At 40.4% G+C, this 13,201-nt stretch carries 14 protein-coding genes; 8 read left to right on the top strand and 6 right to left on the bottom strand.

Annotated features, from left to right (window positions below; genetic code table 11):
* Positions 1–29: 29 nt before the first annotated feature.
* Positions 30–704: a TerC family protein gene (locus tag ACXAEO_RS17545; RefSeq protein ID WP_474883314.1), complete on the bottom strand. Its 675-nt coding sequence runs from the start codon at positions 702–704 to the stop codon at positions 30–32.
* Between the two features lie 336 nt (positions 705–1,040).
* Between ACXAEO_RS17545 and mecA the strand changes: the two genes are divergently transcribed.
* From mecA to pepF, 4 genes are all read left to right on the top strand, one after another.
* The gene (mecA, locus tag ACXAEO_RS17540; protein ID WP_474883313.1) at positions 1,041–1,724 is read left to right on the top strand and encodes an adaptor protein MecA; all 684 of its coding nucleotides are present in this window, start codon (positions 1,041–1,043) and stop codon (positions 1,722–1,724) included.
* A 265-nt stretch (positions 1,725–1,989) separates the two neighbouring features.
* Positions 1,990–3,507 carry a cardiolipin synthase gene (gene cls / locus ACXAEO_RS17535; RefSeq protein WP_474883312.1) on the top strand — a complete coding sequence of 506 codons (1,518 nt, stop codon included), beginning with the start codon at positions 1,990–1,992 and terminating at the stop codon, positions 3,505–3,507.
* 127 nt (positions 3,508–3,634) lie between these two features.
* Positions 3,635–4,822: a competence protein CoiA gene (locus ACXAEO_RS17530; RefSeq protein ID WP_474883311.1), complete on the top strand. Its 1,188-nt coding sequence runs from the start codon at positions 3,635–3,637 to the stop codon at positions 4,820–4,822.
* Between the two features lie 131 nt (positions 4,823–4,953).
* Entirely contained in the window at positions 4,954–6,774 is a 1,821-nt protein-coding gene (gene pepF / locus ACXAEO_RS17525; RefSeq protein ID WP_474883310.1) for an oligoendopeptidase F, read from the top strand.
* A gap of 69 nt (positions 6,775–6,843) precedes the next feature.
* Here pepF and ACXAEO_RS17520 read toward each other — a convergent pair whose 3' ends face one another.
* The 5 genes from ACXAEO_RS17520 to ACXAEO_RS17500 form a co-directional block, all read right to left on the bottom strand.
* On the bottom strand, positions 6,844–7,017 hold the full coding sequence (locus tag ACXAEO_RS17520; RefSeq protein WP_474883309.1) for a hypothetical protein: 174 nt from the start codon (positions 7,015–7,017) through the stop codon (positions 6,844–6,846).
* 280 nt (positions 7,018–7,297) lie between these two features.
* On the bottom strand, positions 7,298–8,182 hold the full coding sequence (locus tag ACXAEO_RS17515; RefSeq protein ID WP_474883308.1) for a ClpXP adapter SpxH family protein: 885 nt from the start codon (positions 8,180–8,182) through the stop codon (positions 7,298–7,300).
* Positions 8,183–8,184: 2 nt separating this feature from the next.
* Positions 8,185–8,586 carry a globin domain-containing protein gene (locus ACXAEO_RS17510; protein ID WP_474883307.1) on the bottom strand — a complete coding sequence of 134 codons (402 nt, stop codon included), beginning with the start codon at positions 8,584–8,586 and terminating at the stop codon, positions 8,185–8,187.
* A 295-nt stretch (positions 8,587–8,881) separates the two neighbouring features.
* A complete protein-coding gene (locus ACXAEO_RS17505) occupies positions 8,882–9,517 on the bottom strand; it encodes a lytic transglycosylase domain-containing protein (protein ID WP_474883306.1) in 636 nt (211 codons plus the stop codon).
* 2 nt (positions 9,518–9,519) lie between these two features.
* Complete coding sequence (locus tag ACXAEO_RS17500; RefSeq protein ID WP_474883305.1) at positions 9,520–10,110, bottom strand: CYTH domain-containing protein; 591 nt, start codon at positions 10,108–10,110, stop codon at positions 9,520–9,522.
* A 105-nt stretch (positions 10,111–10,215) separates the two neighbouring features.
* Between ACXAEO_RS17500 and ACXAEO_RS17495 the strand changes: the two genes are divergently transcribed.
* The 4 genes from ACXAEO_RS17495 (at position 10,216) to ACXAEO_RS17480 (ending at position 13,169) form a co-directional block, all read left to right on the top strand.
* Positions 10,216–10,605: a UPF0738 family protein gene (locus tag ACXAEO_RS17495; protein WP_474883304.1), complete on the top strand. Its 390-nt coding sequence runs from the start codon at positions 10,216–10,218 to the stop codon at positions 10,603–10,605.
* A 54-nt stretch (positions 10,606–10,659) separates the two neighbouring features.
* Positions 10,660–11,292, top strand: coding sequence for a GTP diphosphokinase (gene yjbM / locus ACXAEO_RS17490; protein WP_474883303.1), 633 nt, complete (start codon positions 10,660–10,662; stop codon positions 11,290–11,292).
* A gap of 86 nt (positions 11,293–11,378) precedes the next feature.
* Entirely contained in the window at positions 11,379–12,173 is a 795-nt protein-coding gene (locus tag ACXAEO_RS17485) for an NAD kinase (RefSeq protein ID WP_474883302.1), read from the top strand.
* A gap of 93 nt (positions 12,174–12,266) precedes the next feature.
* Positions 12,267–13,169: an RluA family pseudouridine synthase gene (locus ACXAEO_RS17480; RefSeq protein WP_474883301.1), complete on the top strand. Its 903-nt coding sequence runs from the start codon at positions 12,267–12,269 to the stop codon at positions 13,167–13,169.
* The last annotated feature ends 32 nt before the right edge of the window (positions 13,170–13,201 follow it).

Genomic DNA, 13,201 nt, shown 5'->3' with positions numbered 1-13,201 from the left:
TGTAGTGTAGGTTTCTCCGTCTTTTTATTTTAGCGGTAGCTTTCTCTCATACGCATACGGTTAGTAATATAACCGCTGGCTAATACAAGAATGACCGTGATAATTGGAATACCGTAAGTTAGGAATGGATACTGTTCAATTAAGAAAAACAAGCGCTTTTCATGAGTGATCATCTTCCCAGCTGTATATCCTAAAATCCCTGCCCCAATGTAGACAAGAGATGGAACTTTCTCCATAAAATGCAAAATGATTTTGCTTCCCCAAATGATAATTGGCACAGAAACAAGCAATCCGAAAACGACAAGTAAGATGTTTCCGTGAGCAGCCCCAGCTACTGCGATCACATTATCTAGACCCATTACAATATCGGCAAAAACAATGGTCTTAACCGCAGCCCCAAGTGTCGTGCCCGCTTTAATATTTGCTGTATCATCTTCTTCATCGACAAGTAGTTTGAAGGCAATCATAATAAGCAAAATCCCGCCTATTAGCTGTAAAAAGGGAATTGTAAGCAAATAAACAGCTATGATAGTCAGTACGATACGAATGACGATGGCTAAGCCTGTCCCTAAAAAGATGGCTTTATTCCGCTGCTGTTCGGGAAGATTTCGGCTCGCGAGTGCGATGACAATGGCATTGTCGCCCCCAAGCACAATATCAATTCCCACAATGAGCAGGATGGCAGATAAAAGTTCTAAATCCAATGTTAAGTCCCCCTATGTAATTACAGTCTTTGCTTTATATTCATTTTAAGAATATGCGGATATGGACAAGATTATTTTAGAAATGCCCGTTAGCAGTTGAAAAAAAAGATATTTTATTTCCCTTCTTACGAATTTTATCATAAAATATAAGTACAAGGTACAAAGAAATCTTAGGGGGTTTCGTATCGAAAGAGTATATCGCTTTACTTTTGGGTAAAGTGAGTATAATATTGCTTACACATGAGGGTAGCGTAGTCCCTTCAGCAGTAGAGGTAATTTCACAGCCCTTGTGACTGACGTTACCTTAACCGACTTTAGAGAAGGGAGAGAGTCTAAATGGATATTGAGCGTATTAACGACAATACCGTGAAATTTTACGTTTCTTACGTTGATATAGAAGACCGCGGGTTTGATCGACATGAAATTTGGTTTAATCGAGAGCGAAGCGAAGAGTTGTTTTGGGAAATGATGGATGAAATTCATCAAGAAGAAGAATTTACGGTTGAAGGACCGCTTTGGATACAAGTACAGGCGATGGAAAAAGGAATTGAAGTCATCGTTACAAAAGCGCAGCTTTCCAAAGATGGACAGAAATTTGAAGTGCCAATTGGGGAAGATAAAAAGATCGATTTCCCTGTGGATGAAAAAATTGAATCCATACTGGATAAGCAATTCAATCAAATTAAAGAACTGAAAGAGCAAGAAACCTTGGAAACAGAAGATGATTCTCTTCAATTTGTGATTCGTTTCCGAGATTTTGAAGATGTGATTTCCCTTAGTCATCGAATGGAACTGGATGATGTAATGAACCAGCTGTACTCGTTCGAGGGACGTTACTACCTATATGTGGAATTTTTAGAAGAGCATGAGATGGTTCATGATTTAGATAACATTTTAAGTGTTTTACTGGAATATGGGAACGAATCACCTGTGACTGTTCACCGCCTTCAGGAATATGGAAAAATCATTATGGAGGAGCAAGCTTTAGCGCAAGTAAAGCATTATTTCTCCCAAAAATAAAACCGATTTCCACTAAGAAATCGGTCTTTTTTTGTTGATTCAAGCTGTTTTTGCTACGCCCGCTGTTTCCGCCATTCGTTCACGCATTTCTTTATGAAACTTAACAAAATCTTTAAATGAAAAGAAATGTAGAGTGAATAGGAATAAGATAGGGGGACATTAAAAGAGAAGGGTGAAGAAGGAGTTTGGTTCTCCGTTGTCCCACGTACAGTCATCTATGTCTCGGGCGCGATAGTAAAATGGAAGTTAGATGGGTGAAGAAACTGTGAAAAATCGATTACAGTTACTATTCTTTATAGTAGGTTTTATTTGTCTGTTGTTTATTACTCAAAACTATTGGAGTAGCCAATGGCTTGGGGCACTTAGTTTATTAATGACGATGAGTGTCGTGTTAATTGGGATTGTTATCTCCCTGGAAAATCGTCATCCAACACAAACACTTACATGGCTTCTCGTGTTAGGGAGTTTTCCCGTGCTCGGTTTCTTTTTTTACTTGCTTTTTGGCAGGAATATTCGGAAAAGGCGGTTGTTTGAGAAGAAAGCAAAGCTAGATGAACAGGTGTTATTACAAGTGGAAGGAGAGCAACATGTTCGCCATGAGCATTTGGAGCAGATGGGAGAGCACCAGCGCCATCTCTTCAGATTAGCGAATAAACTAGGCAAAACGCCGATTTCATTTGCATCAGAAACGCAAGCGCTCACAAATGGGGAGGAAACCTTTACTGCTATTTTGAGTGCTTTGCAGCATGCTAAGCATCATATTCATTTGGAATACTATATTGTTCGTCATGATACACTTGGACAAAAGATTAAAGAATTGCTTATACAAAAGGTAAGAGAAGGTGTGGAAGTTCGCTTTTTGTATGACGCAGTAGGTAGCTGGCAATTGTCGAAACGATATACTCAAGAGTTGCGGGAAGAGGGAATTGAAATAGTGCCATTTCTGCCGGTACGCCTTCCGTTTTTCAATGATACGATGAATTTTCGTAATCATCGTAAAATTATTGTGATTGATGGAAGCATTGGATTTGTGGGCGGGCTCAATATTGGAGATGAATATTTAGGGCATAGCCGTCAATTCGGTTTTTGGCGGGATACACACTTGAAAGTACAAGGAGAAGCAGTCCGTTCTCTTCAGCTTATTTTTCTTCAAGATTGGTATTACATGACCGGTGAAACGTTGCTGACGCCGACTTATTTGTCACCACATTTATATACGATTAGCCCGGCAGACTGTGGGGGTGTTCAGATGATTGCTGGTGGGCCGGATCGTGAGTGGCAAGTGATTAAGCATTTGTTTTTTTCATTGATTACATCGGCGAAGGAATCCATTTGGATTGCCTCTCCTTATTTTATTCCAGATGAAGATATTTTCGCTGCCTTGAAGGTAGCTGCTTTAAGTGGTATTGACGTCCGCCTTCTTGTACCCAAGAGGCCCGATAAACGAATTGTCTTTTATGCATCTCATTCTTATTTTTTAGAGTTGCTTCAAGCCGGCGGGAAAATATACGAATACGAAAAAGGATTTATGCATAGCAAAATCGTCATTGTCGATCAAGAACTAGCCTCGATTGGCACCGCCAATATGGATATGAGAAGTTTTCATTTAAACTTTGAGGTAAATGCATTTTTATACCGCACTCCAAGTACTCAAAAACTGGTGTATGAGTATATGCAAGATTTGGAGGAATCGACAGCTCTTCATTTGGAGCAGTTTGAAAAAAGGTCGATTTTTCATCGGTTGCTTGAATCCACATGCCGCTTATTGTCTCCACTATTATAAAAGAAGCTCTGCCAATGTAAACGGCAGAGCTTCTTTTATAATAGAGAAGAACAGACCATGAACGAAAAGGAAAAATCTCTTTTCTCGCGAATTCATTGTGGGAGAAAACGAAAGGAGTGAAGAAAGGTTGTTTACCGCACAAAATGCGAAAGGGGAATGGAGGTCTGTTCTCTCTTACTGGTCAAGACAAGAACTCCGTCATTTAAGGGAAAGGGAACGATTTTACTGTCCCATATGTAAAGAAGAAGTGAAACTGAAAGTTGGCCATAAAAATACCCCTCATTTTGCCCATTGGAGTATGAAAAAATGTGAAGGAGAGTCAGAAGCAGAAAGTGAGTATCATCTTCTTGGTAAAAAACAGCTTTTTACAAGCTTGAGCGAGCGGTATGATACGAAGCTAGAGCCTTATTTAGCATCTATTCGTCAGCGTCCTGATTTAATGGTGAAACACAAAAAAGGTTTATTTCCTATTGAATTTCAATGCTCCTCACTTTCCCCAAAACTTCTATGGAAACGAACGATGATGTATGAGAAAAACGGATATACACCGATTTGGATTTTAGGTGCGAAAAGGTACAAACGGTTATCGACGTATCTCCATGAATTGTCCCCTTTTGAGTGGAATTTTCTTCGGACATCTCCATCTCGTACCCCATTTCTTCTCTATTATTCTTCGAGTGATCAACAACTTATTCAACTTCAGCATATTTATCCGTTTTCCCCAAAAATTGTGTTGGCACTGCCTAAAGTTATTCCCTTATCTCATATGGATTTCTTACACTTTTTCCCTCCTGGAAAGGATTCGTTTACTGCTATTTTTCAAGTATGGGCGGAGAAAAAGAAGAAGTGGAGGTTATCGTATATGCTTTATAAAAATAAGCATTATGAAAGCTTCTTAAAAACCCTTTATGAGAAAGGCATTCCGCCTTCCCATTTTCCGGCAGAGGCGGGGATTCCTCATTCCTTGCTTTATATGATTGAAACCCCTGCTTGTATATGGCAGATGTATGTCCTCATTGATTTATTTTCAAAACGGACAGTGGGGACGGTAGTGAGATGGGAGGAAATTTCCTTTTCTTTTTGGAACCGGATTAGACAAAAAGATATTATCTTGAGGGATGTTCCCCTGTCAATCTTCCGTCAGCCTCAAGAAGCGCTCCGTCAATACCTCAATATCTTATGCCATGTGAACCTCCTGCGACGAACGCAAACAAATCAGTATGAGCTTGTGAGGAACTGGACCATTCCGAAAACAACAAGCGATGTTTTTCTGGAAGACAGGAAGCTGTTAGCGCGGATGAAGCGAATGTCATGACAAAGAATCTAAAAATATATAAGATGGAAAAGGGATTCCTTGAATGCTTTTCCTGTAACCTCATAGAATAAAAAGGATTAGCTTCATGAAAATCGAATGTATGTAACAAACGATTATTGGAGGGACGAACAATGACAGAACAAGCTGCTGTTAAGAAGCTGCCTGCCCGCAGTGATATTAAAGTGGAAGACACATGGAGATTAGAGGATATTTTTGCATCAGATGAGGCGTGGGAACAGGAGTTTTCACAAGTAAAAGCGCTTATTCCGAATATGACGAAGTACGAAGGGAAGCTCGGTGAATCCGCTGACTTGTTGTATGAAGCGTTGCAAACGCAAGATGAATTAACGAGAAGGGCAAGCATTTTATATACATATGCCCATATGCGCTATGACCAAGATACGACGAACTCGTTCTATCAAGGGTTAAATGATCGCATTAAAACATTATATACAGAAGTCGCTAGTTCGCTTTCTTTCGTTACACCAGAACTACTGTCGATTGATGAACAAAGATTAAAAGGTTTCTTACAGGAAAAAGAAGCGTTACAGTTGTATGAACATGCGCTAGATGAAATTAACCGTCAGCGTCCGCATGTGTTGTCAGCTGAAGAAGAGGGGCTCTTGGCTCAAGCTTCTGAAGTATTGGGGGCATCAAGTAATACATTTGGGATGTTAAACAATGCAGATTTACAATTTCCATCCATTAAAGATGAAAATGGAGAAGAAGTTGAAATTACACATGGACGTTACATCCGCTTTTTAGAGAGTGAAGACCGCCGTGTGCGTGAAGAAGCATTCAAAGCGGTTTATGAAACATACGGGAAATTTCAAAACACATTTGCCAGTACATTAAGCGGAACGGTAAAAAAAGATAATTTTAATGCTCGTGTCCGCCATTACGATTCAGCCCGCCATGCCGCCTTAAGTAACAATAATATTCCAGAAGAAGTGTATGACAATCTCGTGAAAACGGTTAATGAGAATTTACATTTGCTCCATCGTTACGTGGAACTGCGTAAAAAAGTGCTTGGTCTGGACGAGCTCCATGTGTATGATCTGTACACACCGCTCGTAAAAGATGTAAAAATGGAAGTTACTTATGATGAAGCAAAAACATACATTTTAGAGGGATTAACTCCGCTTGGAGAGGACTATATAAACGTCTTGAAGGAAGGATTCGAAAATCGCTGGGTTGATATTCATGAAAACAAAGGAAAACGAAGCGGTGCCTATTCTTCTGGAACTTATGGAACGAACCCGTATATTTTAATGAACTGGCAGAACAATGTGAATAACTTGTTTACATTAGCTCATGAGTTTGGTCATTCTGTACACAGCTACTATACACGCCAAACTCAGCCGTATCCATATGGAGACTACTCCATTTTTGTAGCGGAAGTCGCATCTACGTGCAACGAAGCGCTGTTGAATGATCATCTGTTAAAAACGATAGACGATCCGAAAAAGCGATTATATTTGCTGAACCATTACTTAGAAGGGTTCCGTGGTACGGTTTTCCGTCAAACGATGTTTGCTGAATTTGAGCATGATATTCATATTCGCGCTCAAAACGGTGAGCCGTTAACACCAGAATTGTTGACGAACGTTTATTATGAGCTTAATAAGAAGTATTTTGGAGACGGCTTGCATATTGATGAGGAGATTGGCTTGGAGTGGGCACGGATTCCTCATTTCTACTACAATTATTATGTTTATCAATATGCGACAGGCTTTAGTGCTGCTGCTGCGTTAAGTAAACAAATATTAGAAGAAGGCGAGCCAGCAGTTGAACGCTATCTCGGTTTCTTAAAAGCGGGAAGTTCAGATTATCCAATTAATGTGCTGAAAAAAGCAGGGGTGGATATGACGACCTCGAAGCCGATTGAAGAAGCGCTTGCGGTATTTGAAGAGAAGTTAACAGAGATGGAGCAATTACTCGCTTCCTTGTAAGAAGAGGCTGTGTGGAAAGAGGGAATTATCCTTTTCACACAGCCTTTTTCTTTTTGAAAAATTTTTTAATTAAAAGCCCTTAAATTGCTTGCGAATATTGAAGAGCCAAAGAGTGAATAAAATCGCTAAAAAAAGGAGGGGAGCGGCTAATAAAATTGGCGCTAAATTCATAAGCGACAAAAAGTAAAAAGTAAACGTACCGATAACCGCGATGATTCCTCCAATTAATAATATGGTTTGCATAGCAGGACCTCCTTTTCTATATGGTTGATGTATATGCGCATATGTTAAGAGCTTTTCATACAAGCTTCTTCTGTTGGTTAAAAACACTGTTTTTGTCCAAATTGTGAATTCTAAAAAAAGCACTTGTCAAAACTCGACATAATTTGCTATATTATTAGTGTGAAGTTTATCACAAACAAACATATACCCCTTTGTTTGACCGTGAAAAATTTCTCCCATCCCCTTGTTGTCTTAAGACAAACAAAAAAGACCCGGATTTCCGGGTCTTTTTTGTTGTTTTTTAATAATCAACATACTTCCAGAACGTTCCGTATTTGACGGGAACTTGTTCTACTTTTTGCTGCAACTGCATTTTCTTTAATTCACGCTCTGCTTCTTTTGGAGAAACGTTATAGACAACGGCGACTTCCGTTGTGGCTACAAATTTAAAGTGCTGTAAAAACATGTCCAATGATGGCAAAGGTGAGGGCTCTGGAGTATAGCCGAGCATTTCGTGCAGGATTTGTACATACATCTCATATGGATAACAGCCTGTCACTTTAATGCCTTCTTCTTCGACATCTTCGTTAAAGAAAACGAGCGTTGGAATTTCATCTACATCCATCTCCGCTGTAATTTTCCCATCACATTGAAAAGCTTTTGATGCGGACTCTGAACGTAAATCTTTGGAAAACTCTTCAATATCCAATCCAATTTCTTTTGCACATTGCATCAGGACTTCCTCATCGGACACATTTTGTTTTTCTAAAAAGACAACTTCTTGCACCTTCCGTAAAAAGCGAATGCCTTGCTTTTTCCCTTGTAAGCCCGCTGCTTTGATCGCAATAGAGGCGGAATAAGGAGAATCGATTGGATTTTCAAGCCATAGGTTTCCGTCACAGGACATTCCTGAACGACTCGCTGTTCGCTCCCATACGCGTGCCATATCTTCCCATTGTTGTTTTGGTCTTACATTTAAAGTAGTTAAACGTCCGCTCAGCACATGTTTTAATGTAAAGAACTGTCCGTACTCAATTTGAAGCTTTTTGACGATTGGTTCAAGCGCCCAGCACTCAGGACATAAGGGGTCGATAAAGAAATAAATTTCCAGCGGTTTCTTATTCGAGCCCTGACAAAGTTGTGATAGCGAGTAGGAGGGGTTAGAATAAAAATCTTGAACACTCAAGGTTACAATCCTTCCTCATCTTGGTTTTCCGGCGTATTGATCATGTGCTGGGCCGTTAACACAAGACGCTGAAAAAATTCGGTGCGAATCTGTCCTTCCATTCCAACCTCATCCATCGCGTCATTCATACAGCTTAACCATGCTTTTGCTCTAGAAGGGGTAATCGGAAATGGAAGATGCCGCGCACGAAGCATCGGGTGCCCGTGTTCTTCTGTATAAAGTGCGGGTCCTCCTAAGTATTGCGTTAAAAATTGTTTCTGTTTTCGTGCCGTTTCCGTTAAATCATCGGGAAAAATGTCCATGAGTTCAGGGTGTTTGCCCACTCGTGTATAAAACGCATCTACAAGCCTTGTTAACAAATCTTCACCGAATGCCTCATAGGGCGTATACATTGGATTGGTCATAGTAATAACTCCTTTAAACCTATTGTTCGTGAAAGCAGTGAAGAGACTCACAAAAATACTTTCAAAATATGTTACTTGCCGTTAATCCCGTATAAACGGGCGGTAAGGCTTTTAGTGAATAAAGTTTCTTTTATTGTATCAACGCTATAATAATATCTCAAACGATTCGCTTTCCCCTTTCATTTAGCGCCACAGAGCTGGCACGTCCCACGTTAGCATATGTAAAGGGATTGGTTCTAAATCAAAAAAAGCCTTTTGATTCCTTGCTGCGGCGTGCAGTGGAATCAAAAGGGCATCATGCATAATAAGTGTTTGTAATTTTTTGAACGTACTGCTGTGTTTCTTTAAAAGGTGGAATGCCTCCGTACTTATCAACATTTCCGGGGCCGGCGTTATAGGCGGCAAGCGCTAAATTCAGATTTCCATCATATTTATCAAGCATTTGTCGTAAATATTTAGCGCCTCCACTAATGTTTTGCATCGGATCATATGGATCTGTCACCCCTAAGTAGCGAGCGGTAGCGGGCATTAACTGCATCAGTCCCATAGCGCCTGCGTGACTTTTGGCTTTCGGATTGAAATTGGATTCATGACGAATCACAGATTTCAGTAATTTAGGGTCTAAGTCAAATTTTTGAGCGGCTTGATCAATCATACGCTCAAGGCTGGACATGCCGGAAGCTGGTCCCGAATAAGAAGTCTTTGGGATGGCTTTCGTCGTCAAGGATGCCGTCGTTAAAGGAGGCAGCGATGAATTGAACGAAAGGGGCAGTGCCGCCTCTTTTTTCACGGTTGTTTCTTGTGTTGTTATGAGTTCCTGTAACAATTGCTGGAACATGGAAGCATTCTCATTGGACGGAGACATCGAACCACCTGAAAAATTGCGAAGAGCTTGTAATTCCAATAAAGTTCGTAATGATTGAACGTCCATGCTTACTCCTCCCTTTGTTGTGAATATTTCAGCTCATAAAAACGCCGGATTTTGTTTGCCGTAGGGCGAACAGGAATGGAAAACTCATGGAGTAAGTCCATAAATTGGATCTGTCCAACTGTAAAATCGTCGGCTTCAAATTCCAGCTCATAATCGTCTTTATTTAAGTAAAAACTGTGATCCAAGACGAGAAGGCCGTTCTTATATGGAAATTCAGCACGCTTTGTTGTTAAGGAGCCGAAATAACGAATGCGCGCAGTATCAATCCCTTGTTCTTCTAAGAGAGCCGCAATGTCTCCTTGCAGTGTGGCGGTCTCGTTCATGAGCATGTCTGCTTCTTCATCAGACAGCGATTGATGTGATTCCAGCAGGCCGTCTAGATGAGGCTGCTTTAACGTTAAGGTGCATTTCTCTTGCTTTTTCCGAATTCGTAAAGCACTGCGGTTTTCTTTTAAAGAAAATTCCGGTGTATCAAAATAATGATTTTCCTGTGTGATAAAATCGTCCTCTTTAATCGAGAAATGAGAGGCGAGTTGATGAAATTCTTCTGCTGTTAATAAATTTTTAAATTCAATTTCTAATTCTTGTTTCATAAAGCTTTTCCTTTCTTGTATAAGGATGAGGCTGTTCTTATTATCCCACACCTCATCCTTATGTTAAAATAAAAAACGAATTGGATTGTTGGAAGGAGTTTATTTATGCAAAAACGAATTGAAGTGGTAGAAAGTCGTATTGAACAACAGCAACTATATTTAAGTACAGAGCCATTTGAGGCAGAAATCAATGAAATCCGCGCAACCGCTCAAATGATTACCGATTCTGATAACATATCCTTTATTTATATTATCGACGTAAATAATCAATTTGTTTATGTGAGTACAGGTGAAAAATTTTGGATGGATTTAAAGGAAGCGCTTGATGGTGAGTATGGGGTCTATTTACAGCTCGGTGACCGTACGCTACAGTTAGAAGGTTTTCTTGAAGAGCTTCAATATTTAATTGACAATATTGAAGGAAACGCTAACTACGGGGAGGAAATGGTTACGGCGGTTGAAAAATGTTTTCTACCTCGTGCAGATGAATCGTAAGAAAAAGAAAAGATTCATCTTGTGAGTATTGGCAGATGGGGGGACATTGTAACAATGATACAGCATTGGGATTTATTTTTGGCTCCTTATAAACAAGCAGTGGAAGAGCTAAAGGTGAAGCTGAAAGGAATGCGGTCACAATTTGAAATGCAGTCCATGCATTCACCGATTGAATTTGTCACAGGAAGAGTAAAGCCAATTCCGAGCATTTTGGATAAAGCCGCAAGAAAGGGCATTTCCCTTGATAAGTTGGAGGAAGAAATGCAGGACATTGGCGGTTTGCGCATGATGTGTCAATTTGTTGATGATATTAAACCGGTTGTCCAAATGCTTCGGCAACGAACGGATTTTGAGATTGTGGAAGAGCGAGACTATATTACTCAGAAAAAAGCGAGCGGTTATCGTTCTTATCATGTTGTCATTCGTTATCCGGTACAAACTATCAAAGGTGAAAAGAAAATCTTAGTAGAAATTCAAATTCGGACATTGGCCATGAATTTTTGGGCGACGATTGAGCATTCTTTGAACTATAAATACAGCGGCAATTTCCCAGAAGAAATAAAAGAACGCCTTCACCGCGCGGCAGAAGCTGCTTTTCAATTGGATGAAGAAATGTCGCAAATTCGCGGGGAAATTCAGGAAGCACAGGTGATTTTCTTGCGTAAGCAAGAAAGCACAGAAGAGTAGCAAAGTTGATTTTGCTCGGAGCGGACTTAAAGAGCGTGGCAGAATAGCAATGAGGCAAGGAAAGAAAAAGGGATGGGGTGAAAAAGGTGAAATTTGCGATTACATCAAAAGGAGATCAAACTTCTAATACACTTATGCAAAAGATGCGTAGGTATTTACTTGATTTTCAGCTGGAATATGATGAAAATCAGCCAGACATTGTCATATCAGTCGGAGGAGACGGAACTTTACTGTATGCCTTTCATCGATATAGTAAGCGCCTTGATAAAACAGCCTTTATTGGGGTACATACAGGACACTTAGGATTTTATGCGGATTGGGTTCCAGATGAAATTGAAAAGCTCGTGATAGCGATTGCGAAAACCCACTACCAAGTGGTCGAGTATCCTTTATTAGAAGCCATTATTCGCTATACAAACGGAAACCGCGAATCTCGTTATTTAGCCTTGAACGAATGCACCGTGAAAAGTGTAGAAGGATCGCTTGTCATGAATTTGGAGATTAAAGGGCAGTTATTCGAAACTTTCCGAGGAGACGGGTTGTGTATTTCGACACCTTCAGGCAGCACCGCCTACAATAAATCTCTTGGAGGCGCCATCTTACATCCTTCACTCGAAGCTTTTCAAATAGCAGAGATGGCATCCATTAACAACCGAGTGTTCCGTACGATTGGATCTCCACTCATTTTGCCGTCACATCATACGTGCATGCTAAAGCCAATTAATGATGTAGATTATCAAATTACCATTGATCATCTTACACTTTTACATAAGGATGTTAAATCCATTCAATTTCGTGTAGCTGATGAGAAAATCCGCTTTGCTCGTTTCCGTGCTTTTCCATTTTGGCAAAGGGTAAGAGATTCGTTCGTTTGTGATTAAAAGTGTAAGCCGACCGATTTAGATGTATTCTGGTCGGCTTATGTTCTGAAACGAATTCATAACAATGTGTTTTCATCGAAGGGAAAGAAAAGAATGAGTGAACTGTTTACATTGACATGGAAAGTGGACGAAAAAGACAGCGGTCGTTTCGTGAAGGAATTTTTGCAGGAGCAGAACATTTCCAAGACAGCTCTGACGGACATTAAATTTAACGGAGGCGACATTCGCGTGAATGGAGAGCATGTGACGGTTCGTCATCGTTTAAAAGAGGGAGATGTCCTATCTGTTTTATTCCCGCCGGAAATACGTAGTGACGGGTTAATGTCAGAGCCGATCGCGCTCGATGTGGTATACGAGGATGAATACATTCTGGTGATTAATAAGCCGCCTTTTCTATCGAGCATTCCATCTCGTGAGCATCCGACAGGATCGTTGAGTCACGGACTGTTGCATTATTATGACCAACATCATCTTTCTTCGACCGTTCATTTAGTGAATCGATTGGACCGTGACACTTCGGGTTTGTTAATTGTGGCTAAACATAGGCATGTTCACCATTTATTTTCGCGAGAGCAAAAGCTTCACCAAATTAAGCGCACTTACCGTGCTCTCGTCCATGGCGTGATAGCAGATGACGTTGGAACGATTAATGCTCCCATCGGACGCAAAACAGAAAGCATTATCGAGCGGGAAGTAAGGGCAGACGGTCAGCATGCGGTGACCCATTATGAAGTGTTGGAACGATTAGAAGATTATACATACATCCAATTAAAGCTCGAAACTGGAAGAACCCATCAAATTCGTGTTCACTTAGCGCATTTAGGTTATCCGCTTCTTGGGGATGAACTGTATGGAGGCAAGAGGGAGCATGTAGCGCGTCAAGCACTGCACAGCTATGAACTCCATTTTTACCATCCGTTTCTTCAAACTTCCTTTTCTTTCAAGGCAGATATTCCTGAAGACATGCAAAGACTCGTTTGCACTGTTGAAGATTGAAAGAAAAACCGGATTGTCCGTAGCTCTTTATT

Source organism: Bacillus sp. ABA4_010, assembly GCF_056159105.1.
This window is presented reverse-complemented; position numbering and strand designations above follow the sequence as displayed.

What these genes read in the sequence shown, in the direction of transcription:
- pepF (WP_474883310.1), top strand. Translation starts at nt 4,954, where the DNA reads ATGACAGAACAAGCTGCTGTTAAGAAGCTGCCTGCCCGCAGTGATATT.
- ACXAEO_RS17480 (WP_474883301.1), top strand. Translation starts at nt 12,267, where the DNA reads ATGAGTGAACTGTTTACATTGACATGGAAAGTGGACGAAAAAGACAGC.
- ACXAEO_RS17495 (WP_474883304.1), top strand. Translation starts at nt 10,216, where the DNA reads ATGCAAAAACGAATTGAAGTGGTAGAAAGTCGTATTGAACAACAGCAA.
- ACXAEO_RS17505 (WP_474883306.1), bottom strand. Translation starts at nt 9,517, where the DNA reads ATGGACGTTCAATCATTACGAACTTTATTGGAATTACAAGCTCTTCGC.
- mecA (WP_474883313.1), top strand. Translation starts at nt 1,041, where the DNA reads ATGGATATTGAGCGTATTAACGACAATACCGTGAAATTTTACGTTTCT.
- yjbM (WP_474883303.1), top strand. Translation starts at nt 10,660, where the DNA reads ATGATACAGCATTGGGATTTATTTTTGGCTCCTTATAAACAAGCAGTG.
- ACXAEO_RS17520 (WP_474883309.1), bottom strand. Translation starts at nt 7,017, where the DNA reads ATGCAAACCATATTATTAATTGGAGGAATCATCGCGGTTATCGGTACG.
- ACXAEO_RS17510 (WP_474883307.1), bottom strand. Translation starts at nt 8,586, where the DNA reads ATGACCAATCCAATGTATACGCCCTATGAGGCATTCGGTGAAGATTTG.
- ACXAEO_RS17500 (WP_474883305.1), bottom strand. Translation starts at nt 10,110, where the DNA reads ATGAAACAAGAATTAGAAATTGAATTTAAAAATTTATTAACAGCAGAA.